Source organism: Limnohabitans sp. INBF003, from assembly GCF_055396645.1.
In genome coordinates this window covers 2806578-2831153 of record NZ_AP029222.1, presented here as the reverse complement: position 1 = coordinate 2831153, position 24576 = coordinate 2806578, and the positions used below count along the sequence as shown (strand labels likewise).

The 24576-nt window shown below is 59.8% G+C and carries 23 protein-coding genes and 1 pseudogene; 23 read left to right on the top strand and 1 reads right to left on the bottom strand.

The window, feature by feature from the left end:
• Positions 1-3: 3 nt before the first annotated feature.
• The 8 genes from can (at position 4) to ACZ5VE_RS12995 (ending at position 6548) form a co-directional block, all read left to right on the top strand.
• Entirely contained in the window at positions 4-672 is a 669-nt protein-coding gene (gene can / locus ACZ5VE_RS13030; RefSeq protein ID WP_464455581.1) for a carbonate dehydratase, read from the top strand.
• Positions 673-724: 52 nt separating this feature from the next.
• The gene (locus ACZ5VE_RS13025; RefSeq protein ID WP_464455580.1) at positions 725-1906 is read left to right on the top strand and encodes an acetyl-CoA C-acyltransferase; all 1182 of its coding nucleotides are present in this window, start codon (positions 725-727) and stop codon (positions 1904-1906) included.
• A 103-nt stretch (positions 1907-2009) separates the two neighbouring features.
• Positions 2010-2687 (top strand): SDR family oxidoreductase, encoded by a 678-nt coding sequence (locus ACZ5VE_RS13020; RefSeq protein ID WP_464455579.1) that lies wholly within the window; start codon positions 2010-2012, stop codon positions 2685-2687.
• A 20-nt stretch (positions 2688-2707) separates the two neighbouring features.
• Positions 2708-3835 carry an acyl-CoA dehydrogenase family protein gene (locus ACZ5VE_RS13015; RefSeq protein WP_464455578.1) on the top strand — a complete coding sequence of 376 codons (1128 nt, stop codon included), beginning with the start codon at positions 2708-2710 and terminating at the stop codon, positions 3833-3835.
• A gap of 13 nt (positions 3836-3848) precedes the next feature.
• Positions 3849-4280: a rhodanese-like domain-containing protein gene (locus ACZ5VE_RS13010; protein ID WP_464455577.1), complete on the top strand. Its 432-nt coding sequence runs from the start codon at positions 3849-3851 to the stop codon at positions 4278-4280.
• A complete protein-coding gene (locus tag ACZ5VE_RS13005) occupies positions 4280-4669 on the top strand; it encodes a YchJ family protein (RefSeq protein WP_464455576.1) in 390 nt (129 codons plus the stop codon). The genes ACZ5VE_RS13010 and ACZ5VE_RS13005 overlap by 1 nt, the downstream gene beginning before the upstream one ends.
• Before the next feature lie 18 nt (positions 4670-4687).
• Entirely contained in the window at positions 4688-5335 is a 648-nt protein-coding gene (locus ACZ5VE_RS13000; RefSeq protein ID WP_464455575.1) for an HAD family hydrolase, read from the top strand.
• Positions 5336-5339: 4 nt separating this feature from the next.
• Positions 5340-6548: an MFS transporter gene (locus ACZ5VE_RS12995; protein ID WP_464455574.1), complete on the top strand. Its 1209-nt coding sequence runs from the start codon at positions 5340-5342 to the stop codon at positions 6546-6548.
• Positions 6549-6562: 14 nt separating this feature from the next.
• On the opposite strand, the gene ACZ5VE_RS12990 is transcribed toward ACZ5VE_RS12995, so the two are convergent.
• Positions 6563-7600, bottom strand: a complete 1038-nt coding sequence (locus tag ACZ5VE_RS12990; protein ID WP_464455573.1) for an AraC family transcriptional regulator — start codon at positions 7598-7600, stop codon at positions 6563-6565.
• A 133-nt stretch (positions 7601-7733) separates the two neighbouring features.
• Here ACZ5VE_RS12990 and ACZ5VE_RS12985 point away from each other — a divergent pair, with 133 nt between their 5' ends.
• The 15 genes and pseudogenes from ACZ5VE_RS12985 to ACZ5VE_RS12915 all read left to right on the top strand — a co-directional run bounded on the left by ACZ5VE_RS12985 (position 7734) and on the right by ACZ5VE_RS12915 (position 24572).
• Positions 7734-9341, top strand: a complete 1608-nt coding sequence (locus tag ACZ5VE_RS12985) for a carboxyl transferase domain-containing protein (RefSeq protein WP_464455572.1) — start codon at positions 7734-7736, stop codon at positions 9339-9341.
• A 10-nt stretch (positions 9342-9351) separates the two neighbouring features.
• On the top strand, positions 9352-10131 hold the full coding sequence (locus tag ACZ5VE_RS12980; protein ID WP_464455571.1) for an enoyl-CoA hydratase/isomerase family protein: 780 nt from the start codon (positions 9352-9354) through the stop codon (positions 10129-10131).
• Positions 10132-10141: 10 nt separating this feature from the next.
• The gene (locus ACZ5VE_RS12975; protein ID WP_464455570.1) at positions 10142-12154 is read left to right on the top strand and encodes an acetyl/propionyl/methylcrotonyl-CoA carboxylase subunit alpha; all 2013 of its coding nucleotides are present in this window, start codon (positions 10142-10144) and stop codon (positions 12152-12154) included.
• A 62-nt stretch (positions 12155-12216) separates the two neighbouring features.
• The gene (locus ACZ5VE_RS12970) at positions 12217-13137 is read left to right on the top strand and encodes a 2-hydroxyacid dehydrogenase (protein ID WP_464455569.1); all 921 of its coding nucleotides are present in this window, start codon (positions 12217-12219) and stop codon (positions 13135-13137) included.
• 18 nt (positions 13138-13155) lie between these two features.
• A pseudogene (locus tag ACZ5VE_RS12965) lies at positions 13156-13509 on the top strand (type I restriction endonuclease); the annotation flags it as partial.
• Positions 13510-13638: 129 nt separating this feature from the next.
• Positions 13639-15738, top strand: coding sequence for a DEAD/DEAH box helicase family protein (locus tag ACZ5VE_RS12960; protein WP_464457501.1), 2100 nt, complete (start codon positions 13639-13641; stop codon positions 15736-15738).
• 123 nt (positions 15739-15861) lie between these two features.
• Positions 15862-18177, top strand: coding sequence for an N-6 DNA methylase (locus tag ACZ5VE_RS12955; RefSeq protein ID WP_464455568.1), 2316 nt, complete (start codon positions 15862-15864; stop codon positions 18175-18177).
• Complete coding sequence (locus ACZ5VE_RS12950) at positions 18174-18905, top strand: hypothetical protein (protein WP_464455567.1); 732 nt, start codon at positions 18174-18176, stop codon at positions 18903-18905. Before ACZ5VE_RS12955 ends, ACZ5VE_RS12950 begins: the two co-directional genes overlap by 4 nt.
• Positions 18902-19897, top strand: a complete 996-nt coding sequence (locus ACZ5VE_RS12945) for an Abi family protein (protein ID WP_464455566.1) — start codon at positions 18902-18904, stop codon at positions 19895-19897. Before ACZ5VE_RS12950 ends, ACZ5VE_RS12945 begins: the two co-directional genes overlap by 4 nt.
• 112 nt (positions 19898-20009) lie before the next feature.
• Positions 20010-20927: a hydroxymethylglutaryl-CoA lyase gene (locus ACZ5VE_RS12940; protein WP_464455565.1), complete on the top strand. Its 918-nt coding sequence runs from the start codon at positions 20010-20012 to the stop codon at positions 20925-20927.
• 3 nt (positions 20928-20930) lie between these two features.
• A complete protein-coding gene (locus ACZ5VE_RS12935) occupies positions 20931-21443 on the top strand; it encodes a YbaK/EbsC family protein (RefSeq protein ID WP_464455564.1) in 513 nt (170 codons plus the stop codon).
• Positions 21440-21697, top strand: a complete 258-nt coding sequence (locus ACZ5VE_RS12930) for a DUF1289 domain-containing protein (protein ID WP_464455563.1) — start codon at positions 21440-21442, stop codon at positions 21695-21697. Before ACZ5VE_RS12935 ends, ACZ5VE_RS12930 begins: the two co-directional genes overlap by 4 nt.
• Before the next feature lie 16 nt (positions 21698-21713).
• Positions 21714-22355, top strand: a complete 642-nt coding sequence (locus ACZ5VE_RS12925) for a 2-hydroxychromene-2-carboxylate isomerase (protein ID WP_464455562.1) — start codon at positions 21714-21716, stop codon at positions 22353-22355.
• Between the two features lie 13 nt (positions 22356-22368).
• On the top strand, positions 22369-23130 hold the full coding sequence (locus ACZ5VE_RS12920) for a metallophosphoesterase family protein (protein WP_464455561.1): 762 nt from the start codon (positions 22369-22371) through the stop codon (positions 23128-23130).
• The gene (locus ACZ5VE_RS12915; protein WP_464455560.1) at positions 23127-24572 is read left to right on the top strand and encodes a serine/threonine protein kinase; all 1446 of its coding nucleotides are present in this window, start codon (positions 23127-23129) and stop codon (positions 24570-24572) included. The genes ACZ5VE_RS12920 and ACZ5VE_RS12915 overlap by 4 nt, the downstream gene beginning before the upstream one ends.
• Positions 24573-24576: the final 4 nt, after the last annotated feature.

Sequence of the window (24576 nt, the reverse complement as noted above, 5' to 3'; positions counted from 1 at the left end):
CGCATGAGCACATCACTACAGCACCTTTTTGACAACAACCGGGCCTGGGCCGAACGCATGGTCAGCGAGAACCCGGCGTATTTCACCCGCCTGGCCAGCCAGCAGAATCCCAAATATTTGTGGATCGGCTGCTCGGACAGCCGCGTGCCCGCCAACCAGATCACCGGGCTGGACCCGGGCGAGGTGTTTGTGCACCGCAACGTGGCCAACGTGGTGGTGCACTCCGACCTGAACGCCCTGTCTGTGATCCAGTACGCAGTCGATTTCCTCAAGGTCGAGCACATTCTGGTCGTGGGCCATTACGGCTGTGGCGGCGTGCTGGCCACCTTGCGCGGTGCCCGGGTGGGCCTGGCCGACAACTGGCTGCGCCATGTGCACGATGTGAAGGTGCGTCACCGCCGCCGCCTCGACCATTTGCCTGTGTCTGTGCAGGAAGATGTGCTGTGCGAGATGAACGTGATCGAGCAGGTCGGCAATGTGGCCCTGACCAACGTCATCCAGGATGCCTGGGCGCGGGGTCAGAAAGTGGCCGTGCACGGCTGGTGCTATGGCCTCAAGGATGGCCTGGCCAAAGACCTGGGGGTGAGCATGAGCCAGCCCGGCGAGGTCATGGAAGTGTTTCGCAACGCCCTCAAGCGCTACCCGCGCGGGGGTGTGCACCCTGCTGCGTGACCCTGTGGGGTGACGTGGCGACTGTTTAACTTGTCATCGATTGGAGAAAACCATGTCCGACCCCATCGTCATCGTCAGCGCTGCCCGCACCCCCATGGGCAGCTTTCAGGGCGACTTTTCCACATTGGCCGCCCACGACCTGGGCGGCGTTGCCATCAAAGCCGCAGTGGAGCGCGCTGGCATCAGCCCTGAACTGGTCACCGAAGTGCTGTTTGGCAACTGCCTGATGGCCGGTCAAGGCCAGGCCCCGGCGCGCCAGGCGGGCTTCAAGGGCGGTCTGCCCAAGAGCGCGGGCGCGGTCACCTTGTCCAAAATGTGCGGCTCCGGCATGCGTGCGGCCATGTTTGCGCACGACATGCTGGTCGCAGGCACGCACGACATGCTGGTGGCCGGTGGCATGGAGAGCATGACCAACGCGCCGTACCTGATGCTCAAGGGCCGTGGCGGCTACCGCATGGGCCACGACAAGATTTATGACCACATGATGCTCGACGGCTTGGAAGACGCCTACGAAGCCGGTCGCAGCATGGGCACCTTTGGCGAAGACTGCGCCGCCAAATACAGCTTCACCCGCGCTGAGCAAGACCACTTTGCCACCACCAGCGTTCAGCGCGCCAAGGCCGCCACCGAGTCGGGTGCCTTCGCCACCGAGATCACGTCCGTCACCGTGAAAGACCGCAGCGGTGAACGCGTGGTGTCCATCGACGAAGGCCCCGGCAAAGTCAAACTCGACAAGATCACCAGCCTCAAGCCGGCCTTCAAGAAAGACGGCACCATCACCGCCGCCAGCAGCTCGTCCATCAACGACGGCGCGGCCGCGATGGTGTTGATGCGCGAGAGCACAGCCGCCAAGCTCGGCTGCAAACCCTTGGCCCGCATCGTCAGTCACGCCACACACGCCCAAGAGCCCGAGTGGTTCGCCACCGCCCCGGTGGGTGCGACCCAAAAAGCGCTGGCCAAGGCCGGCTGGAAAGTTGAAGACGTCGACTTGTGGGAAGTCAACGAAGCCTTTGCCGTGGTGCCCATGGCGCTCATGAAAGAGCTGAACGTGTCGCACGACAAGGTCAATGTGAATGGCGGTGCCTGCGCACTGGGCCACCCCATTGGCGCGTCCGGCGCCCGCATCATGGTCACCCTGATTCACGCGCTCAAAGCCCGTGGTTTGAAAAAAGGCCTGGCCACGCTGTGCATCGGCGGTGGCGAAGGCACGGCGGTGGCGCTGGAATTGGTGTGATCCTGCAGGCGTGTGTGGGAGTCCGCCCCTGCGGCCGAATACCTGAGGTGCCACGGCACACATTCGCGAGCAGGGGCTCGCTCCTACGCAATATCCAACAGTCATGACCACCGTCCTCCTCATCGGTGCCTCCCGTGGCATCGGCTTTGAACTGGCCCGTCAGTACGTCGAAGACGGCTGGCGCGTGATCGCCACAGCCCGGTCGGACGAGGGCCTGCAACGGCTCAAGGCCCTGGGCGTGCAAACCCTGCGCCTGGATGTGGCCAACCCTGCCAGCAACTCCGGGCTGTCGTGGCAACTCGATGGCGAAAAAATTGACCTGGCCATTTACGTGGCAGGTGCGATGGACCGCGCCAGTGCCAGCACGCCGCCCACCCGCGACAGTTTTGATGCAGTGATGCACACCAACGTGATGGGCGCGATGCAGATCATTCCCCAGATCGTGCCCATGGTGCAAGAGACGCAGGGTGTCATCGCCTGCATCAGTTCCGTCATGGGCAGCCTGCAAGAGACGACCAGCGGCAACGCAGCGCTGTACCGCGTGAGCAAGGCGGCCCTCAACATGGTGGTGCGCTGTGCCCAGACCGAGCAAGCGGACATCACCGTGCTGGCCATCCACCCCGGCTGGGTGCAGACCGAGATGGGTGGCGAACAAGCACCCCTCACGCCCGAGCAAAGCGCAGCCAGCCTGCGCCAGACGCTGAGCCAAGTGCTTGAACAACGCGACCCAAAACACCGTGGCGCATTTTTGAACCACGACGGCAGCACACTGCCCTGGTGACCCCATAAAGAGAGAGACCTATGCTGTTGACCCCCGACCAGGAAATGATCCGTGACGCCGTGCGCGACTTCGCCCAGCGCGAGCTGTGGCCCCGCGCGGCTGAATGGGACAAAAAGCACCACTTCCCGAAAGACGTGCACAAGGGCCTGGCCGAGCTGGGGGCTTATGGCATTTGCGTGCCCGAAGAACTGGGCGGCGCGGGCCTGGACTATGTGACGCTGGCGCTGGTGCTCGAAGAGATCGCGGCCGGTGACGGCGGCACCAGCACCGTGATCAGCGTGACCAACTGCCCGGTGAACGCCATCCTGATGAAGTTTGGCAACGCGCAGCAAAAGAAGCAGTGGCTTGAACCTTTGGCGCGCGGCGAAATGCTGGGCGCGTTTTGCCTGACCGAGCCGCATGTGGGCAGCGATGCTTCGTCTTTGCGCACGACGGCAGTGAAAGACGGCGACAGCTACGTCATCAACGGCGTCAAGCAGTTCATCACCAGTGGCAAGAACGGTGACGTGGCCATTGTCATCGCCGTGACGGACAAGGGCGCAGGCAAAAAGGGCATGAGCGCCTTCCTCGTGCCCACCAACGCCCCGGGCTATGTGGTGGCGCGCCTGGAAGACAAGCTGGGCCAACATTCCAGCGACACCGCGCAGATTAACTTTGACAACTGCCGCATCCCGGCCGAGAACCTGATTGGCAAAGAAGGCGAGGGCTATGGCATTGCCTTGGGCGGCCTCGAAGGCGGGCGCATCGGCATCGCTGCGCAAAGCCTGGGCATGGCCCGCAGCGCGCTCGAAGTCGCCATCGACTACGCCAAGCAGCGCGAAAGCTTTGGCACGCCCATCTTCAATCACCAGGCCGTGGGTTTCCGTTTGGCTGAATGTGCCACGCAGCTCGAAGCCGCACGCCAGCTGATTTGGCACGCGGCCAGCCTGCGCGATGCATGCCGCCCTTGCCTCAAAGAAGCCGCCATGGCCAAGCTGTTTGCCAGCGAGGTGGCCGAAAAAGTCTGTTCCGCCGCCATCCAGACCCTGGGCGGCTATGGCTATGTGAGTGACTTCCCGGTCGAGCGCATCTACCGCGATGTGCGCGTGTGCCAGATCTACGAAGGCACGAGCGACGTGCAAAAAATCATCATCCAACGCGCACTCTGACAGGAGGCTACGCATGCCCATCACCAAAGGATTCCAGGCGCTGGTTGACGAAGCCATGGCCCAGGTCACGACCTACAGCGTGGACGAGGTTCGTGCCCGTCTGGACGATCCGAGCGTGCAGATCGTCGACATCCGCGATGTGCGTGAGCTGGAGGGCGCAGGCACAGTGCCTGGTGCTTTGCTCGCGCCGCGTGGCATGCTCGAATTCTGGGTAGACCCGGCATCGCCTTACTTCAAGCCCGTGTTCGTCGACGAAAGCAAGGAGTTCATCCTGTTTTGCGGTGCAGGCTGGCGCAGCGCGCTGGCCACCAAAACCCTGCAAGACATGGGCATGACCAACGTGGCCCACATCGACGGTGGCTACGCAGCTTGGAAAAAAGCCCACGCGCCCATGGTCACGCTGGAGCAGCACAAGGCCGAAAGCGCTTCGCGCAAAAGCCACTGATGTCCGCCCCTTGCCCCTGTGGACGCACCAACGCCAAAGGACAGCCCCTGACGCTAGACGCCTGCTGCGGCCCGTACCACACCCACCAGAACGCAGCCGATGCCGAGAGCCTGATGCGCTCGCGTTACAGCGCTTTTGTGCTGGGCGATGTGCCCTACCTGTTGGCCACTTGGCACAGCAGCCAGCGGCCCGCCACGCTGGAATTGGAAGCCGGGGCCAAATGGCTGGGTCTGGACATCAAAAATCACCGCATGACCGGGGCCGATACCGCCGAAGTCGAATTCGTGGCGCGCTTTCGCGTCGGAGGCAAGGCCATCCGCCAGCATGAACGCAGCCGCTTTGTGCGCGAAGACGGTCGCTGGTTTTATGGGGATGGCGATGTGCTCTGAGTTTGTATGATGCCCAACATGAACTTTGAAGCCATCCTTTTTGACTGTGACGGCGTGCTGGTGGACAGCGAAGCCATCACCTGCGGCGTGCTGCGTGACATGTTCGAAGAACAAGGCTGGGGCATGACGCTGGCCGAGTGCATGCAGCGCTTTGTCGGGCATACCGTCAAAAGCCAGCGCGACACCATCGAGGCGAACACCGGTCAGCCGCTGACTGACGCCTGGTTGCAGCAGTTTTTTGAGCGCCGCAATGTGCGCTTACAGGAAAGCATCACCGCCATCAATGGCGTGCACGAGGCCGTGGCGCACCTGCATGACCACTGCCAGGGCCGCATCGCCGTGGCTTCGGGCGCAGACCGCTTCAAGGTCGAGATGATGCTCAGGCAGGTGGGGCTGCACCACTTCTTTGACGGCCGCATTTTCAGCGGGCATGAGATGCCCCGCAGCAAACCGCACCCGGATGTGTATCTGGCCGCTGCGGCTCATTTGCAGATCGATCCTGCGCGCTGTCTGGTGATCGAAGACACCACCGTGGGCATCACGGCTGGTGTAGCAGCGGGCGCGACGGTGTGGGCCTATGCTGCGCCTCCGGCAGCGCATGCGCCCTTGCTGCAGGCAGGAGCACAACGGGTGTTTGCCGGCATGCACGAATTGCGTCTGGGTTGAAGCTTTGACGCAGATCCCTTCTACTGCCCTGCGCAAGATTCCACCGGGTGTTTGGGCTCTGGGTTTTGTCAGCTTGTTGATGGACATTTCCTCGGAAATGATTCACAGCCTGTTGCCGCTTTTCATGGTGGGCGTGTTGGGGGCCAGTGCCCTGACAGTGGGGGGGGTTGAAGGCATCGCAGAAGCCACAGCCCTGATCGTCAAGGTCTTCTCCGGGGTGATCAGTGACTACCTCGGCAAGCGCAAAGCTTTGGCGGTCATCGGCTACACCATGGGCGCATTGAGCAAGCCCCTCTTTGCCGTGGCGCCGACCATGGGTTGGGTGCTGACGGCGCGGTTTGTCGACCGTATTGGCAAAGGCATTCGGGGTGCACCACGCGATGCCTTGGTGGCCGACATCGCGCCACCGGAAGTGCGTGGAGCCGCATTTGGTTTGCGGCAGTCGCTGGACACCGTCGGGGCTTTCCTCGGGCCTTTGCTGGGCGTGGGCTTGATGCTGCTTTGGGCCAACGATTTCCGGGCCGTGTTCTGGGTGGCGGTGGTGCCCGCTGCATTGGCGGTGGTCTTGCTGGTGTTGGGTGTGCAAGAACCTACCCGGCATGAAGGTGAGCCCAAACGCAATCCGATCCGGCGCGACAACCTGAAGCGTTTGAGTGGAGCCTATTGGTGGGTTGTGGTGGTGGGTGCGGTGTTCACGCTGGCCCGTTTCAGCGAGGCTTTTCTGGTGCTGCGGGCCGAGCAAACCGGCATGGCCCTGGCCTGGGTGCCCTTGGTCATGGTGGCCATGAACCTGGTGTACGCGGCCACGGCTTATCCCTTTGGCAAGCTGTCTGACCGCATGAGCCACCGGGCACTGTTGGGTTGGGGTTTGGTGGTGCTGGTGACGGCCGATCTGGTGTTGGCCAGTGGCCACCACTGGAGCCGTGTGCTGGTGGGTGTGATGCTGTGGGGTGTGCACATGGGCATGACCCAGGGCTTGCTGGCGGCGATGGTGGCCGACACGGCACCTTCTGATTTGCGCGGAACCGCGTATGGGTTTTTCAATCTGGTCAGCGGAGTGGCCATGCTGCTGGCCAGCCTGCTGGCGGGGTGGCTGTGGGACCGGCTGGGCGCCTCATTCACCTTTTATGCGGGTGCGGTGTTTTGCATCATCGCTTTGCTGGGCCTGATCCGCAGCCCGGCCGACAGCCCGCCTGCGCCCCGCGCGGGGTGATTGCGCCAAGCGGGTCAATGCCCTGACCTGAACTCGTCGGGCGTTTGCCCTGTCCAGGTCTTGAACGCCCGCATGAAGCTTTTTTCGTTTTGAAACCCCACTTCTGAAGCGATCTGTTTGATGGCACGCGGTGTGCGCAACAACAGGTCCTTGGCCAGATCCCGACGCACGGCGTCTTTCAGTTGTTGCAGGCTGGCCCCTTCTTCTTTCAGTTGCCGGTGCAGGGTCCGGGCCGACAGGTTCAGCCAAGCGGCCAGGTCATCGGCATTGCGGCTGTGTTCGGGGTGCTCGGCCAGGGTTTGGCGCACTTTTTCGACCAGCAGGCGGTCGCGTCGGTAGGGACGCACAGTCAGCAGCAGTGCGCGTTTGAGCATGCGCTGCAAGGCCGCCTCGTCACGGCGCACCGGCAGGTTCAGGTAGCCCGCATCGAACTGCAGGCTGTGCAGGGACGCGTTGAATTGGCTTGGCCCGTCAAACAGCACGCGGTAACTGTTCGCATGGGGCGGTGATGCAAAGCGCAAGGTGGTTTGCATCAGCGGAATGCGCGAATCCGTCAGCCAGCAAGCCACGCCCAGCGCGTTGCGCAGCACCGACACCACACAAAACTCCTGCAGTGCGCCCAAGTCGCGTTGTTCGTGCAGTTCAAGACGTGCCACGCCCTGTTCCTGGGTGATTTGTAAATGGATGTCGTCGGTCAACAGGCCGTGGTGGCGACACCAGCGTCGCAAGGCCACACCCAAGGTGGGGGCGGTCAGGGATGCGCGCACCAGCATGCCGTAGCTGCCCCAGGGCAGGCGGCGGCTGAACCAGCCCAGGGCTTCGTCGTCCAGCGCTTTCATGGCGGTGGCGGACAGCCATTCCATTTGCGTGGCGGTGATGCGTGCGTCAGCCTGGCTCAGTAAATTTGGCGCAATTTGTGCCTCGTTCAGTGCTGTCAACGCGTCCATGCCACGCTGTGTGTAGGCCTCCACAATGGCTTTGACGAAAGCCATGGGCGTCTCGGCGCGGCCAGTGGTGTTTGGGCTGGGGAGGGCGCTGATGGCGGTGTTCATGATGGCGGCGATTGTGGCACGATTTGCAACCTTGTTGGCGCCACGCAAGACGCATCCAGGCGGTAAGCTGGCGAGCATTGCCGTTTGATGCGCCGCTGGGCTTGGCCGGGTGGCGCGCTGCCAAGGAAGCACCATGACCGTTTTGCACTCCCAACTGAACCCGCGTTCTGCCGATTTCCAGCACAACGCTGCTGCCATGCGTGGCTTGGTCGATGATCTGCGCGCCCACTTGGAGCGCGTGGCCCAAGGCGGTGGCGAGGCCCCCCGCGCCAAGCACACCGCCCGTGGCAAGTTGCTGCCGCGTGACCGGGTTCAGATGCTGCTTGACCCCGGCACGCCTTTCCTCGAAGTCGCACCACTGGCGGCTCTGAACATGTACAACAACGACGCACCCAGCGCGGGCGTGATCGTGGGCATTGGACGCGTGAGCGGGGTGGACTGCATGATCGTGTGCAACGACGCCACGGTGAAGGGTGGCACCTATTACCCCATGACCGTGAAGAAGCATTTGCGGGCGCAAGAGATCGCGCAGCAAAACCGCCTGCCCTGTATCTATCTGGTGGATTCGGGCGGTGCCAACCTGCCTAACCAGGACGAGGTCTTCCCCGACCGCGACCACTTTGGCCGCATCTTCTTCAACCAGGCCAACATGAGCGCTTTGGGCATTGCCCAGATCGCGGTGGTCATGGGCAGCTGCACGGCGGGTGGCGCTTATGTGCCCGCCATGAGCGACGAAACCATCATCGTCAAAAACCAGGGCACCATCTTTTTGGGCGGCCCACCCTTGGTCAAGGCGGCCACGGGCGAAGTGGTCACCGCCGAAGACTTAGGGGGGGGCGACGTGCACACCCGCTTGTCGGGCGTGGCCGACCACCTGGCGCAAAACGATGTGCATGCGCTGGCGCTGGCGCGCCAAGCCGTGAAAAACCTCAATGCGCAAAAAACGCCCAACATCGCCACGCACGAACCCGTGCCGCCCAAGTTCGACGCGCAAGAGCTGTATGGCGTGATTCCCACGGATACCCGCAAGCCGTTTGACGTGCGCGAAATCATCGCCCGCATCGTCGACGGTTCTGAGTTCGATGAATTCAAATCGCGTTTTGGCACCACCTTGATTTGCGGCTTTGCCCGCATCGAAGGCATGCCGGTGGGCATCATTGCCAACAACGGCATTTTGTTCAGCGAGTCGGCCCTCAAGGGTGCGCACTTCATTGAACTCTGCTGCCAACGCAAGATTCCGTTGGTGTTTTTGCAGAACATCACCGGCTTCATGGTCGGCCGCAAATACGAAAACGAAGGCATTGCCCGCAACGGCGCGAAGATGGTCACGGCCGTGGCCACGGCGGCGGTGCCCAAGTTCACCATCATCATCGGCGGCAGCTTTGGCGCGGGCAATTACGGCATGTGCGGCCGTGCCTACTCGCCGCGTTTCCTCTGGATGTGGCCCAACGCCCGCATCTCCGTCATGGGCGGCGAGCAGGCAGCGAGCGTCTTGGCCACAGTCAAGCGTGACGGCATCGAGGGCAAAGGCGGCCAGTGGAGCATGGAGGAAGAAGAAGCCTTCAAAGCCCCGATCAAGCAGCAATACGAAGACCAGGGTCACCCGTATTACGCCACCGCCCGCATCTGGGACGACGGCGTGATCGACCCGGCCGACACCCGCCGCGTGCTGGCGCTGGGCCTGTCGGCCTCGCTGAACGCGCCGATCCCTGAAACCAAGTTCGGCCTGTTCCGGATGTGAAGGGGACCACATGAGTGCCTTGAACATTTCCACCCAAGGTGGCGTGCACACGATCACGCTGTCGCGCCCCGATGTGCGCAACGCCTTCAATGACGAGGTCATTGCCGAGTTGAAAAACGCTTTTCTGGCGGTGGCCCAAGACAGCGCCTTGCGTTGCGTGGTGCTGACCGCCGAGGGCCCCGCGTTTTGTGCAGGCGCAGACCTGAACTGGATGCGCCGCATGGCCGACTACACCCGCGCCGAGAATTTGGCCGATGCGGGCGAGCTGGCCGCCATGCTGCGCGCCATTTACGAATGCCCCCAGCCGACCATCGCCCGTGTGCAAGGCGATGTGTACGCCGGTGGCATGGGCCTGGTGGCCGCGTGCGACATGGCCGTCAGCGTGGACACGGCGAACTACTGTCTGAGCGAAGTCAAGCTGGGCCTGATCCCGGCCACCATCAGCCCGTATGTGATCCGTGCCATGGGCGCACGCGCAGCGCACCGCTATTTTTTGACGGCCGAGCGCTTCGGCGCGGCCGAAGCGCACCGCATCGGTCTGGTGCACGAAGTGGTCAGTGCCGATGCGCTGGACGCCAAAATGGCCGAGCTGACGCAGGCGCTGGTGAGCGCCAGCCCCCACGCCGTGCGCGCCTGCAAAAAGCTGGTGCAGGATGTGGCCGAACGTGAGATCAACGACGCGCTGGTGCGCCAGACGGTGGAAGGCATTGCCGACATCCGCGCCAGCAGCGAAGGCAAGGAGGGTGTGCAGTCCTTTTTGCAAAAGCGCAAACCCCATTGGATGGCTTGAGGAAGTAACCATGTTCAAAAAAATACTGATCGCCAACCGTGGCGAAATCGCCTGCCGCGTTGCGGCCACCGCTCGTCGGATGGGCATCCAAACCGTGGCCGTTTATTCGGACGCCGATGCCGGGGCCAAGCATGTGCAGGCCTGCGACGAAGCCGTGCATGTGGGCGGCTCTGCGCCCAAAGACAGTTATTTGCAGTGGCAGCGCATCCTCGATGCCGCCAAGGCCACCGGGGCCGAGGCCGTGCACCCCGGCTACGGTTTTTTGAGCGAGAACGAAGACTTCGCCAAGGCCTGCGCCGCCGCCGGTTTGGTGTTCATCGGCCCGCCCGCATCGGCCATTTTGGCGATGGGCCTCAAAGCCGAGTCCAAACGCCTGATGGAGTCGGCCGGTGTGCCGCTGGTGCCTGGTTACCACGGGGCCGACCAGGACTCGGCGCTGCTGCAGCGCGAGGCCGACCGCATCGGTTACCCCGCGCTCATCAAAGCCAGCGCGGGTGGCGGTGGCAAGGGCATGCGCGTGGTGGAAAAGTCGGAAGACTTTGCCGCAGCGCTCGCGAGTTGCAAACGCGAAGCCATCAACAGCTTTGGCAGCGATGCGGTGCTGATTGAAAAGTACGTGCAACGCCCACGCCACATCGAGATCCAGGTGTTTGGTGACACGCAGGGCAATTGCGTGTACCTGTTTGAGCGCGATTGCTCGGTGCAGCGCCGCCACCAGAAGGTGCTCGAAGAAGCCCCGGCCCCCGGCATGACCGAGGCCCTGCGTGCGGAAATGGGCGCAGCCGCTGTGGCCGCAGCCAAGGCCGTGAACTATGTGGGTGCAGGCACGGTGGAATTCATCGTGGAGCAAACCGCATACGACCAGCCCGAGTCCATGAAGTTCTTCTTCATGGAGATGAACACCCGCTTGCAGGTGGAGCACCCGGTGACCGAAGCCATTACGGGCCTGGATCTGGTCGAGTGGCAACTGCGCGTGGCCAGTGGCGAGCCGCTGCCGCTGCGTCAGGACGAGTTGCGCATCCAGGGCCATGCCATCGAGGCGCGCATTTGCGCCGAGAACCCCGACAACAACTTCTTGCCCGCCACCGGCACGCTGCACGTCTACCGCAAGCCGCAAGCCACCAGCTTCGAGCGCGGCACGGTGCGTGTGGACGACGGCGTGCGCGAGGGCGACACCATCAGCCCGTTTTACGACTCGATGGTGGCCAAGCTCATCGTGCATGGCGATACCCGCGAGCAGGCATTGGCCCGACTCGACACCGCATTGGCACAAACCCACATCGTGGGCCTGAACACCAACGTGCAGTTCCTGCGCCATGTGGTGCGCTCGTCGGCCTTTGCCAACGCACAACTCGACACCGCGCTCATTCAGCGTGAAGCCGCCACCCTGTTCAAACAAGAAACCGTGGGCTTGCCTGCGGCCGTGGCCGCTGTGGTGGCGCACACCCTGCATGCCGAAAAAGCCTTGCAAGGCACAGACCCTTTCAGCCGCCGCGATGGCTGGCAGTCACACGGTCTGGCGCAACGGCGCTTTGAATTCCTGTGGCAAGACCAGCCTCGCTCGGCCCGTCTGAATTACTTGCACGACGGTGCTGTGAGCCTGTCGCTGGAGGGCGAGGAAGCTGTATCCGGCGTGTTGGGTTTTACCGGCGATGGTGCAGGCCTGTGGGTGCAGTGGGGCAGCACGCCCCGCCTCTTCAGTCAGCTGGACTGGCAAGGCGAGACAGCACACCTGTTCACGCCTCAGGGTGCGACCCGCATCACCGTGCTCGACCCGCTGGCCCATGCTGGTGAGGCCGCACAAGAAGGCGGCCGCCTGACGGCACCGATGCCGGGCAAGGTGGTGTCGTTTGCCGTCAAGGCGGGTGACAGTGTCAAGGCCGGTCAGCCGCTGGCCGTGATGGAAGCCATGAAGATGGAGCACACCATCAGTGCGCCCAAAGACGGCGTGGTGGCTGAGCTTTTGTACGCACCCGGCGACCAAGTGGCCGATGGGGCCGAGCTGCTCAAGCTGGCGGTGTGAGGCTCAGGCCATTCTTGTCCTTGGTGACACCCTGGTCAGGCGCTTGCTGACAAAATCAGACCATGAACATCACCATCTTTTTCGCAGGTCTATCGCCTGAACCTTGGGTGCAGGGCCTGCAACAAGCTTTTCCGCAGGCCTCTGTATCCGCCTGGACCCCCGGCGCAGCGCAGGCCGACCATGCCATTGTCTGGGCGCCGCCCCAGCAGTTCATCGACGAACAAGCGGGTCTGCAAACCCTGTTCAACATCGGCGCGGGTGTGGATGCCTTGCTCCAGCTCAAGCTGCCGCCCTCACTGAAGGTGGTTCGCTTGGACGATGCCGGCATGTCGGTGCAGATGGCCGAATACGTGTGCCATGCGGTGATCCGGCACTTCAGGGAGTTCGATGGTTACGACGCCGACACCGGGGCGGGCAAATGGTCTTACCGCAAGCCACGCAGCCGCGCCGACTTTGCCGTGGGCGTCATGGGCTTGGGCGTGTTGGGTGAACGCGTGGCCAAAGCGCTGCAAGTGTTCGAGTTCCCGGTCAACGGTTACAGCCGCAGCGCCAAAAACCTGCCCGGCATCCGCAGCTTCAGCGGCGCGCAGGGTTTGCCTGAGTTTTTGGCGGCCACGCGCGTGCTGGTCAACCTGATGCCGCTCACGCCCGAGACCGAAAACATCCTGAACAAAGACACGCTCTCGCAGTTGCAACCGGGCGGCTACCTCGTCAATGTGGCGCGCGGCAAGCACCTGGTTGAAGAAGACCTGATCGCCCTGGTCGACAGCGGTCACATGGCCGGGGCCACGCTCGATGTGTTCCGCACCGAGCCCCTGCCTGCCGACCATGTGTTCTGGAAACACCCGAAGATCACGGTCACGCCACACACCTCCGCCCGCACCCTGCGCGAAGAAAGCATCGCGCAAATCGTAGGCAAAATCCAGGCCTTGCAGTGCGGTGAGCCGATCAACGGCATCGTGGACCACCAAAGAGGCTACTAAAGGCAGCACAATACGCGTATGTCTGCCAAAGAAGCCAAAGCCCGCATCAAAATTAACAAGCTGCTCGAAGATTCCGGGTGGCGGTTTTTTGATTCTCCAGGCGGGAAAGCCAATATCGCCCTAGAGCCGAACGTCAAGCTCACGCAAACGCAGGTCGACGCGTTGGGCAATGACTTTGAAACGAGCAGCAACGGTTTCATTGATTTTTTGCTACTGGACGACAAAGGCTTTCCTCTTGTCGTTTTGGAAGCGAAAGCTGAAAGCAAAAACCCACTCATCGGAAAAGAACAGGCGCGCAAATACGCCAAGTCTCAAAATTGCAGATTTGTTATTTTGAGCAATGGCAACTTGCATTACTTTTGGGATCTGAATCAAGGTAACCCGCAAGTCATCACCACTTTTCCGGCTCCTGACTCCATCAAGGGTTACACACAGTTCAAGCCTGATGCACAGCGCTTGGTGACTGAAGACGTCCCGCTGGATTACATCGCTCGCACGCAGATGCCCGCGTATGACGCGGAAGCCGGTTGGAAGACAGAAGCTCAACGAGTTGAGTTCATTCAAAAGAACCGCTTGCGGTTCATGCGTGCCTACCAGCAGCAAGCGGCTCAGTCCATACAAGCGGCCGTCAAAGAGGGTAAAACTCGTTTTCTATTTGAGATGGCCACAGGCACAGGCAAGACGCTTACTTCTGCCGCCGTCATCAAATTGTTTTTGCGAACGGGCAATGCTCGTCGGGTGTTGTTCTTGGTAGACCGTTTGGAGTTGGAAGACCAAGCTAACAAGGCGTTCGTTTTCTTGCTCAAGAACGACTACAAATCGACCATCTACAAAGAAAATCGTGACGATTGGCGAAAAGCTGAAATCGTGGTCACCACGGTACAAAGCTTGCTGTTCAATGCCAAGTACAAACAGTTTTCGCCCACCGACTTCGACCTGGTGATTTCGGACGAAGCACACCGCTCCATTGGCGGCAACGCCCGCGCAGTCTTTGAATACTTCGTTGGTTACAAGCTTGGCCTGACGGCCACGCCCAAGGACTACATCAAGAAGTTCGACGCGGCAAAGCCCACCACCAAAGACCCCCGCGAAGCAGAGCGCCGTTTGTTGCTGGACACTTATCGCACCTTTGGTTGCGAGTCCGGTGAACCAACATTCCGCTATTCCTTGCTCGATGGTGTGAAAGACGGGTTTTTGATCAATCCTTTGGTGGTGGATGCCCGCACGGAAGTCACCACGCAATTGCTGTCAGATCAGGGCTATGCCGCCGTGACCATCAACGAAGGCGATTCGGGTGAGCAAACCAGTGAGCAGCGCTTCAAGCAAAAGAGCTTTGAAAAAAAGTTTTTCTCAGAGCCGACCAACCGGTTGTTTTGCGAAACCTTGCTCGAGCACGGCTTACGTGACCCCATCAGTGCAGAGTTTGGCAAAACGATTGTCTTCGCCGTTAGTCAGGCGCACGCCACCAAGCTCACTCAAATCATCAATGACCTGGCCGACAAGATGTTCCCCGGTCGCTACCAGTCGGATTTTGCGGTGCAAGTCACTTCGCTGATTCCGGATGCACAGCAATTCACGATCAACTTTACTAATAACAATTTGCTGGGTTCGGCCAACGGTATGCCCACCTACAAAACCAGCAAGGCGCGTGTTTGTGTGACCGTGGGCATGATGACCACGGGCTATGACTGCCCCGATTTGCTGAACTTGGCGCTGATGCGGCCTGTGTTTTCGCCTTCTGAGTTTGTGCAGATCAAAGGGCGTGGCACACGCAAGCATGATTTTCGTGAGCAGTTGCAAGACGAAGCACTCAAGGCGCAAGTGGCGCAGCCGCATAAAACGGCCTACAAGTTGTTTGACTTTTTTGCAACCTGCGAATTCTTTGAAGAAAAATTTGACTATGACGAAGTGCTAAAGCTGCCTCGCCCTGGTCACGTTGGCGGTGACGATGCAGGAGACGGCCAAGGCACGGGTGGAGGTGGCGGCCTGACAGAAGACGGCCACTACCACCACACCGCACCAGACACCATTGCCGTGCACGAAGAAACCCAAATCGGGTTTCAAGGCATGAAGGTGGACCGCATGTTCTTCGAGAAATTTGAAGACACGGTCAAAGCCGACCCTGTCGTGGTCCAGCAAGTCAGTGATGGCCAGTGGGACCAAGCCATCAACTACATCAGCACCGAGCTGTTTGACAAGCCCAACGAATACTTCAACCTTGACAAACTGCGGCGCGCTGCGGGCGTAGACCGCCGTTTGGGTTTGCGTGAAATTCTTGAAAAAGCCTTTGGCCTCATCCCTGGCTTCAAAAGCAAAGATGATTTGCTGGAAGAAGAGTTTGAAAAATTCCTGCTGGACCAACAAAACGCCACAGGTTTCAGTGCAGACTCCACAGCCAGCGCAGTGCAAGCCATGAAGTACTACTTCAAGGCCTATGCTACAGATCACCACCTGCGCGACATCATTGAAACCAAGCAACTCACCTCACTCAATGTGTACCCCGCATTTGGCATGAGCGACTTCAAGGCGGTGCCGCCCGCATGGCGCACTCGCATCCCCGAGTACGTCAAAGACTACGTCTCGCTCAATCAATTCATGTAAGCCTTCATGCTCGACTCCGAAACCAAATCCCGCATCGACAACTGCCGCAATATCCTGGTCGGCAAAGTGCCTGATCCCAAAAGCCAGGTTGAGCAAATCACCATTGCGCTCATCTACAAATTCATGGACGACATGGATGCTGAGTCGGAAGAGCTGGGCGGCGAGCGCAAATTTTTTGCAGGCCCGTTCGCGCGTTTTGGCTGGCCGAAACTCATGGCCCCGAGTTTGGGGGGCTTTGAAGTGCTGGCGCTGTACTCTGAAGCCATCAGCAAGATGAACGAAAACCCCGGTGTGCCGGAGTTGTTTCGCGATATTTTCAAAAACGCTTATCTGCCATACCGTGACCCCGAAACGCTCAAGAGCTTTTTGAAGGAAATCAACACCTTCAGCTACGACCACTCTGAGCGGTTGGGTGATGCGTTTGAATACCTGCTCAGCGTGCTGGGCAGCCAGGGCGATGCCGGGCAGTTCCGCACCCCGCGCCACATCATCGACTTCATGGTCGAAGTCATGGCCCCGCAAAAACACGAGACCATTCTTGATCCCGCCTGCGGCACAGCAGGCTTCTTGATCTCGGCTTGGAAGCACATCTTGGCGGCCAACACCTCGGCCGCGGCCAAAGTGGCGGGCGACCAACTCACCCCTGACGAACGCAGCCGCCTAGCACGCAATATCAAGGGCTACGACATCTCACCGGACATGGTGCGCCTGAGTTTGGTCAACCTGTATCTGCACGGCTTTGCTGACCCCGATGTGGTGGAGTACGACACCCTCACGCAAGACGACAAATGGAACGAGCTGGCCGATGTGATTTTGGCCAACCCGCCCTTCATGTCGCCCAAGGGTGGCATCAAACCGCACAAGCGCTTCACCGTGCAGGCGAGCCGTAGCGAAGTACTGTTTGTGGACTACATGGCCGAGCATTTGACCGCCACGGGCCGTGCCGCCATCGTGGTGCCCGAAGGCATCATTTTTCAAAGTGGCACGGCCTACAAAGCGCTGCGCAAGATGCTGGTGGATGCCAGCTTGGTGGCCGTGGTCAGCCTGCCCGCAGGCGTGTTCAACCCCTACAGCGGCGTGAAGACCAGTATCCTCATTTTGGACAAACGCGTGCACAAGCAAACCGACAAGGTGCTGTTTGTGAAAGTGCAAAACGATGGGTTCAACTTGGGGGCGCAACGCCGGGCGGTGGCTAACAGTGATTTACCTGAGGTCACGCGCTTGCTGCGCGGTTGGGTGACTGCGCCTGATGCGTTTGAGGGGGGGGCGATTGCGCAAGCGGTGGCGCGGGATCGAATAGCGCAGGGCGGAGACTTCAATTTGAGTGGAGATCGATACATTGATGTGGCTGTAACTGCAAGTCATTTTCCACAAGTTGCAATAGGCGATTTGGTTACCGCTTTGACCCCTCCAGCAAAGATCCAGAAGACCGATTACCTAGAAGTCGGCGGCTTTCCCATCATCGATCAATCCCAGGACGCCATCGCGGGCTGGACTGATGACAAAGATGCATTAGTGAAGATGGACAAGCCATTGCTAGTTTTTGGTGATCACACATGCGTGGTGAAGTTGATGGACCGACCCTTTGCGCAAGGCGCAGACGGGATCAAAATTCTGCGAACTAGCGATTTGCTCGCGCCACGGTTTCTGTACTTCTTCCTCAAGATGTACCCACTTGAGTCCGATGGGTACAAGCGACACTTTAGTGATTTGAAGTTGAAGACGGTTCCACTTCCGCCTCTCGAAGTCCAGCACCAAATCGTTGCCAAAATCGAGGGCTACCAAAAAGTGATCGACGGTGCTCGTCAGGTGGTTGAGAGCTATAAGTCGCAGATCGTGACGCCCGCCGATTGTTCGATTGTTACGGTGGGAGATCTCGCCACAATTCGATCTGGTGGCACGCCCGACCGCAACAATGCGGCGTACTGGGGCGGCACGATTCCGTGGATCAAAACAGGCCAAATCGATTTCAACGTGATCGATGCAGCCGAGGAATTCATTACCGAGGCTGGGTTGAAAAACTCAGCTGCTCGCATGTTTCCAGCCGGTACCATTTTGATGGCGATGTATGGTCAGGGTGTAACCCGTGGACGTGTCGCAATTTTGGGTATTGATGCGACGACTAATCAGGCTTGTGCTGCCATTGAAGTGACTTCACAGGAAGTCGACCGGGATTTCCTGTATTGGTCGTTGGTGGGCAAATATGAAGAGCTGCGCGCTATCAGCGATGCGCGAGGCGGGAATCAAAGCAACCTGAACGCACAGTTGATTCGTGATGTGAAAATTACGCTGCCAGACTTAGATGCTCAACGCACCATCGTCGCTGAGATCAACGCCGAACAAGCCTTGGTCAATGCGAACCATGAGCTTATTCGCCGAATGGAGTCCAAGATAAAAACGGCCATTGATCGGGTGTGGGGCGATGGAGTGAAAGTATGAGCGAACCTTTTGCCATGCTGGATTTTTTACCAAGCACATTCAAGGAGCCTGGAGAGCGGGAGTACATCACGTTCCTTTGGGATGCATTTGATTTCAACTATGAGCATGGCCAGTACCAGATGGCCCTCTTGCCATATCACATGCTTTATATGAGCTTTGTGTACTTCTCAATTTGGCAAATAAAGCTCATGCGCCCTGTAGATTTTTTGCACGCCACTATTTTTCAGAAAAATGAAAGACAGGTGAATGCTGCCCCATCACCGTTTACCTTTCACAAGGTTGCAGAAGGTGAGGTCTTCAAATTTCTTCGCATCATTGGTTGTGATGAAGGGCAGACGCGCACGTTTGCTGAGCTTGTTGGTGAACGTAATAAGTTAGCCCATGCCAACGGGTTGATCGTCTGCAGCGGCCAGCAGGACGCAGATCAAAAAATTGATGCCATTCTGGACCAAGTTGCCGCAATTCAGGCGCACATGACCCCTTTGTTGTATCAGTGTTTGCGAAGCTTCTTGATTGACAGTGCGGTTCCTCAGGAAGATCGCGAATATGAGGACCCAGTGGATCAGATTCGAGAGATGCTGGTGCACAAACACTATTTTTCGAAGAAGGACATAGAGGCTTGTCGTTCTTTTGATATCCAAACTTTGAGTGCTGAATCAAACTTTCCTTTCATGGCGGTTTTGTTTCAGGAGTTTGTGGATCTTTACTCGTCAGAATTCGCCGAATGAGTTACCCCAAACCTTGGCTCAACATCGAGCAACAACTGGACCAGCTGCAAGCGCGTGGCTTGCAGGTCTCTGATCGTGCCAAGGCCTTGGACTATTTGCACCGCATTGGCTACTACCGGCTGAGCGGCTATTGGTTTGCGTTTCGTGAGCGCTCTGGGCCTTGCTGTTCTATTGACAAGCCGCGAGTGGCAAAGGTTCAGACCAAGGGTGAAACGATTGCGTTGGACAGTTTCAAGCTCGGCGCTACTTTCCAAAATGCGGTGGACCTGTATGTGTTTGACAAGCAATTGCGCTTGTTGGTCATGGATGCATTGGAGCGCGTGGAAATTGCGCTGCGTGTGGATGTGGCACACACCCTGGGGCTTCAAGACAAGTTTGCTTACCTGCGCGGTGACTTGTTTCATGCCAACTTCAGCCAAGTGCTGAACAAAGATACGGGATTGATTCGCCATCACGAGTGGTTGGCCAAGCACGCGCAACTGATTTCACGCTCCAAAGAAGAGTTTGTGACCCACAACAAAACCAAATATGGCTTACCTTTGGCCATTTGGGTGGCGTGTGAAGTGTGGGACTTTGGTACCTTGTCCACGTTGTTTGGCGGCATGCATGAGGTGGATCAAGATGCGATTTCGGCCAAGTATGGCGTGCGCAACGGGCGTGTATTTGCCTCGTGGCTTCGCAGCCTGAACTACCTGCGCAATGTGTGTGCGCACCACAGCCGTTTGTGGAATCGCAACATTGTGGATCAGCCCAAATTGCCACCTGCGGCAGACATGCCGTGGGTCAATTCATTTGCGAACAACCCTCACGCATTGGCCCGTTGCTTTTTGCTCATACGCCTTTTGCGGCACTTGCTGGGGGTGATCAACCCTACCTCGTCTTGGCCTGACCGCATGAAGCAGCACTTGTTGAAGTTCCCGGATTTGAGTCACTTAGGGCTCAACCATTTGGGTATGGGCGCCCCAACTAACTTGGCCGACGAATGGTCTTGAAAACTAAAGCAGCAATAAAAAACCCCCAAGCAACTTGGCTGCCGAGGCAGTTACGTTGAAGGGGGCCGTGTTGCACGCGATTGTATAGAAAATGTTGACGGAGTAAACAAAAATGAGTTTTTTTAACCTGCCCTCACGTGTTCAACTCATCGACGTCGGCCCCCGCGACGGTCTGCAAAACGAAAAACAACCGGTGCCCGCAGCCGTCAAGATCGAGTTGGTGCACCGCCTGCAGGCCGCTGGCCTCGCCGAGATTGAAGTCACCAGCTTCGTCAGCCCCAAGTGGGTGCCGCAAATGGCCGACAACGCCGAAGTGATGGCGGGCATTCAGCGTCAGGCAGGCGTGCGCTACTCGGTGCTCACACCCAACCTGCAGGGTTTTGAAGCGGCCCTCAAAACACGGCCCGACGAGATCGTGGTGTTTGGTGCCGCCAGCGAAGCCTTCAGCCAGAAAAACATCAACTGCTCGATCGCCGAGAGCATCGCGCGCTTTGCCCCCGTGGTGCAGGCGGCGCTGGCGGCGGGCATCGCGGTGCGCGGCGCAATGAGCTGCACCGTGGGCTGCCCTTACGAGGGCGATGTCGCGCCCGAACGCGTGGCCTATCTGGCCGGCTTGATGAAGCAGATCGGTGTGCAGCGCGTGGATGTGGCCGACACCATCGGCGTAGGCACACCGCTCAAGGTGCAAAAGGCCATCGAGGCCACGCTGCAGCATTTCGATGTGGACCACGTCTGCGGCCACTTCCACGACACCTACGGTCAAGCCCTCTCCAACACGCTGGCCGCGTTGCAAATGGGCGTGTGGAATTTCCAGTCTTCCGTGGCGGGCCTGGGCGGTTGCCCTTACGCCAAGGGTGCCACCGGCAATGTGTCCACCGAAGACGTGGTCTACATGCTGCACGGCATGGGCATTGAAACCGGCATCGATCTGGACAAACTGGTCGACGCGGGTGTTTTCATCAGCGACTTTCTGGGGCGCAAACCCAACTCCAACGTGGCCAAGGCCATTCTCAACAAGCGGGCGGGCTGAACCATGTGCGGTGCTGAACTCCATGCATTGCCTGACGGCGTGCAACGCGTGGCGCGTGCTTTGCAAGACGCCCATCACCCCCACGCCCCGGTCATGCTCGATGGCGCTGCCCGCACCGCACAAGAGGCCGCCGATGGTCTCGGTGTGCAGTTGGGCCAGATCGCCAAGAGCGTGATCTTCAAGCGCAAGGAAGACGGTGTGGCCGTGCTGGTGGTGGCCTCGGGCGACCGCCGGGTGGACGAGAAAAAAGTCTCGGCGCTGGTCGGCAAAATCGGCCGCGCCGATGCCGACTTCGTCAAAGCGCAGACCGGTTTCACCATTGGCGGCGTCTCGCCCGTGGCGCACCTCAATGCACCCGTGACCCTGCTCGACCAGGACCTGTGGCGCTTTGCTGAAGTCTGGGCCGCCGCCGGGCATCCGCACGGCGTGTTCCGCCTGCAGCCCGAAGACCTGAAGCGCCTGACCGGTGCGCCGGTGGCCGATGTGGTGCAAGCCACGCAAGAGGCGCAGGCATGAGCGAGCACTATTGGGAAAAACTGGGCGAACGCGCCGAGCAGGTGCTGGCTGAGGCCACGCCCCCGGCCCCCAATTCGGTGCCTTCGCCTTGTGTGTCGCTGTGCCTGATGCACCCCAGTGGCGGCTGGTGCGAGGGGTGCCTGCGCACGCTGCCTGAGATCGGTGGCTGGAGCCGCGCCACCGACGAAGAAAAGCGCCAGGTCTGGGCGCAGATTCCCGAGCGTCTGCAAAAGCGCCGAGCATCCCCGAACTGAACACCCGACCTGCGCCATGAAAACCATCACCTTTTACCTGGACTTCATCTCACCCTATGCCTGGCTGGCTTTTGACGCCTTGCCCCGGGCGCTGGAGGGTATCAGCTACCGTGTGGTGCACAAACCGGTGGTGTTTGGGGCCATGCTGAAGCACCATGGTCAGTTGGGTCCGGCCGAGATTCCGGCCAAGCGCGACTGGACTTATCGCCAGGCTCAGTGGCAAGCCCGTGCGCAAGCCACGCCTTTGCAGCTGCCTGCCAGTCACCCTTTCAATTCGCTGGGTTTGTTGCGTCTGGCCACGGCTTGCGATGCCGCAGGCGAGCCCAACCGTTATGTGTGCGAGAAAATTTTTCAGCACGTCTGGTGCACTGGCCTGGAGGCGGCAGACGCTGAGCGCCTGGCGGCTTTGACCGCCGAGTTAGCGCCAGCTGCTGATGTACTCAGCGCAGAAGTCAAACAGCGCCTCAAAGACAACACCGACGAAGCGCTGGCATTGAACCTGTTTGGTGTGCCGAGTTTCGTGGTGGATGGACAGGTGTTCTGGGGCAACGACGCTTTGCCCATGTTGCGAGCCTTTTTGCAGGACGATCCGTGGTTCCATTCATCCGAATGGGCCGGGGTGGCTCAGCTGCCTGTGGGCGTGCAGCGCAAAGTTTGAAGCGCGTACCCCCATGAAACTGGCCCTGATTTCGGACATCCATGCCAACCGGCAAGCCTTGCAGGCTTGCCTGGCCCATGCGCGCCAGCAGGGGGTGGACCAATGGGCCTTTTTGGGCGACATGGTGGGTTACGGCGCAGACCCTGTGGCCGTACTCGACGAGGTGATGGATTTGGCTGCGCAAGGGGCGCTGGTGCTGCTTGGCAACCACGATGAAATGGCTTTGCGTCCTCCCTCGGCCCATGGCGCAGAGGCCACCACAGGCTCACAGACTGCCCAGTGGACACACGACCAGTTGAGTGCTTCGCACCTGGAATTCTTGTCTCATTTGCCACTCACTTTGTCGCAGGAGGGCTTGCTGCTGGTTCATGCCAGTGCCGATCGTCCGGCGTCCTGGCGGTATGTGGATGGCGAGGGCGCTGCAGGGCGATGCTTGGACCAGGCCTTGGCGCAGCAACAAGGACCACACGTTCTGGTGGGGCATGTGCACCATCAGACCCTGTATTACCGGGGGGCTGGCCGCAACCTGATGCGGTTTGATCCGACGCCCGGCACCCCTGTGCCCACACCCTTGCACCGACCCTTGGTGGGCTGTGTTGGTTCATGCGGTCAGCCGCGCGATGGCGATGCCCGTGCCATGTACGCGGTTTACGACCGCACGCTTCAAAAGATGACGTTTCACCGGGTCCCCTACAACCATGCCGAGGCGGCGGCTGCGATTCGGCAGGCCGGTTTGCCGGAACATTTTTCACAACGATTGGAGCGTGGACGTTGAAGCTCTTGAATCCTGGACACCTGATCGATGGCTTTGAGGTGGAGGCCTGTTTGCATGCCGGTGGCATGGCCCACATTTACAAAGTGGTGTACGCCCCGTCGGCTGACGGCACCCGCCGGGCCGCCGAGTTTCCGATGGCCATGAAAATCCCGCGCATGACGGCTTCCGATGGCGCAGAAAACATTGTGAGCTTTGAGATTGAGCAACAGATACTGTCAGCGCTCAAAGGCAGGCATGTGCCGCGTTTCGTGGCCGCCGGTGATTTGTCACGGCTGCCTTATCTGGTGATGGAATATGTCGAAGGCCAAACCCTGCAGCACTGGCTGGACCACCGTGACACGGTGACGGTGCCCGAGATGGCGGCCTTGGGGGCGGCCATGGCGCGTGCTGTCCACAGCCTGCACCAGCAAAACGTGTGTCACCTCGACTTGAAGCCCGCCAATGTACTGATCCGCCCCGATGGTTCTGCGGTCATGCTCGACTTTGGATTGTCTTGCCATGCGCAATACCCCGACTTGCTCGCAGAAGAGTTGCGCAAAGCCGTTGGGTCGCCTGTGTGGATTTCGCCTGAGCAGGTGGTGGGCGTGCGCGGTGATCCACGCAGCGACATTTTTGCCATCGGGGTGATGCTTTACGAGTTGGCCACGGGCGAGCTGCCTTTTGGGGAGCCCGCGACCGCTGCAGGCATGCGCCAGCGTTTGTGGATGGACCCACCCCCACCGCGCAAACACCGCCCTGATTTGCCGGAGTGGTTGCAAGAGGTGATCTTGCGTTGTCTGGAGCCCGTGGCGGCTTCACGTTACCCGTCGGCATCGCATCTGGCGTTTGACCTGAGCCATCCAGATCAGGTCAAAGTGACCGAACGGGGGCGCAAAATCGAGGGCACGGGCTTTTGGACGCATTTCAAGCGCTGGGTCCGCGCCAGCGGCATGGCATACCGGCCTAGCCCCATACCCGCTCAGCAGATCGAGCAAGTGCCGATCATCATGGTGGCCGTGCCGCACCACGATGTGAGCGACGCCACGCTGTATTCCCTGCGCGAAGCGGTGGCCCGTTCGCTGGGCATTCGCCCGGGTGCCCGCCTGGCTTGCGTGACGGTGATTTCATCAGGCCTGACCAGCAGCACCGAATCAGAAAAAGGCGAAACCCAAGTGCACCGTTGGCATTTGAGCCGCTTGCAGCAGTGGGCGCAACCGCTGGATGTGGAGGGGCACCAGACCTCTTTTCATGTGCTGGAGTCAGGCGATGTGGCAGATGCCTTGCTGCGCTATGCCGAAGGCAACCAGGTCAACATGGTCATCATGGGGGCTGCGACGCATGGCTTGCAGATGCAACGCGTGTTGGCCACGGTCCCGATCAAGGTGGCGATGCAGGCATCCTGCACGGTGATTTTGGTCAAGCAGAGCCTGCCTTTTGAGCGTCTGGCCGAAGTCGTCGTTTGAATGG

Excerpts from the sequence above, each read along its gene's own strand:
- can (WP_464455581.1), top strand. The coding sequence starts at position 4 with ATGAGCACATCACTACAGCACCTTTTTGACAACAACCGGGCCTGGGCC.
- ACZ5VE_RS13025 (WP_464455580.1), top strand. The coding sequence starts at position 725 with ATGTCCGACCCCATCGTCATCGTCAGCGCTGCCCGCACCCCCATGGGC.
- ACZ5VE_RS13020 (WP_464455579.1), top strand. The coding sequence starts at position 2,010 with ATGACCACCGTCCTCCTCATCGGTGCCTCCCGTGGCATCGGCTTTGAA.
- ACZ5VE_RS13015 (WP_464455578.1), top strand. The coding sequence starts at position 2,708 with ATGCTGTTGACCCCCGACCAGGAAATGATCCGTGACGCCGTGCGCGAC.
- ACZ5VE_RS13010 (WP_464455577.1), top strand. The coding sequence starts at position 3,849 with ATGCCCATCACCAAAGGATTCCAGGCGCTGGTTGACGAAGCCATGGCC.
- ACZ5VE_RS13005 (WP_464455576.1), top strand. The coding sequence starts at position 4,280 with ATGTCCGCCCCTTGCCCCTGTGGACGCACCAACGCCAAAGGACAGCCC.
- ACZ5VE_RS13000 (WP_464455575.1), top strand. The coding sequence starts at position 4,688 with ATGAACTTTGAAGCCATCCTTTTTGACTGTGACGGCGTGCTGGTGGAC.
- ACZ5VE_RS12990 (WP_464455573.1), bottom strand. The coding sequence starts at position 7,600 with ATGAACACCGCCATCAGCGCCCTCCCCAGCCCAAACACCACTGGCCGC.
- ACZ5VE_RS12985 (WP_464455572.1), top strand. The coding sequence starts at position 7,734 with ATGACCGTTTTGCACTCCCAACTGAACCCGCGTTCTGCCGATTTCCAG.
- ACZ5VE_RS12980 (WP_464455571.1), top strand. The coding sequence starts at position 9,352 with ATGAGTGCCTTGAACATTTCCACCCAAGGTGGCGTGCACACGATCACG.
- ACZ5VE_RS12975 (WP_464455570.1), top strand. The coding sequence starts at position 10,142 with ATGTTCAAAAAAATACTGATCGCCAACCGTGGCGAAATCGCCTGCCGC.
- ACZ5VE_RS12970 (WP_464455569.1), top strand. The coding sequence starts at position 12,217 with ATGAACATCACCATCTTTTTCGCAGGTCTATCGCCTGAACCTTGGGTG.
- ACZ5VE_RS12960 (WP_464457501.1), top strand. The coding sequence starts at position 13,639 with ATGCCCGCGTATGACGCGGAAGCCGGTTGGAAGACAGAAGCTCAACGA.
- ACZ5VE_RS12955 (WP_464455568.1), top strand. The coding sequence starts at position 15,862 with ATGGACGACATGGATGCTGAGTCGGAAGAGCTGGGCGGCGAGCGCAAA.
- ACZ5VE_RS12950 (WP_464455567.1), top strand. The coding sequence starts at position 18,174 with ATGAGCGAACCTTTTGCCATGCTGGATTTTTTACCAAGCACATTCAAG.
- ACZ5VE_RS12945 (WP_464455566.1), top strand. The coding sequence starts at position 18,902 with ATGAGTTACCCCAAACCTTGGCTCAACATCGAGCAACAACTGGACCAG.
- ACZ5VE_RS12940 (WP_464455565.1), top strand. The coding sequence starts at position 20,010 with ATGAGTTTTTTTAACCTGCCCTCACGTGTTCAACTCATCGACGTCGGC.
- ACZ5VE_RS12935 (WP_464455564.1), top strand. The coding sequence starts at position 20,931 with ATGTGCGGTGCTGAACTCCATGCATTGCCTGACGGCGTGCAACGCGTG.
- ACZ5VE_RS12930 (WP_464455563.1), top strand. The coding sequence starts at position 21,440 with ATGAGCGAGCACTATTGGGAAAAACTGGGCGAACGCGCCGAGCAGGTG.
- ACZ5VE_RS12925 (WP_464455562.1), top strand. The coding sequence starts at position 21,714 with ATGAAAACCATCACCTTTTACCTGGACTTCATCTCACCCTATGCCTGG.
- ACZ5VE_RS12920 (WP_464455561.1), top strand. The coding sequence starts at position 22,369 with ATGAAACTGGCCCTGATTTCGGACATCCATGCCAACCGGCAAGCCTTG.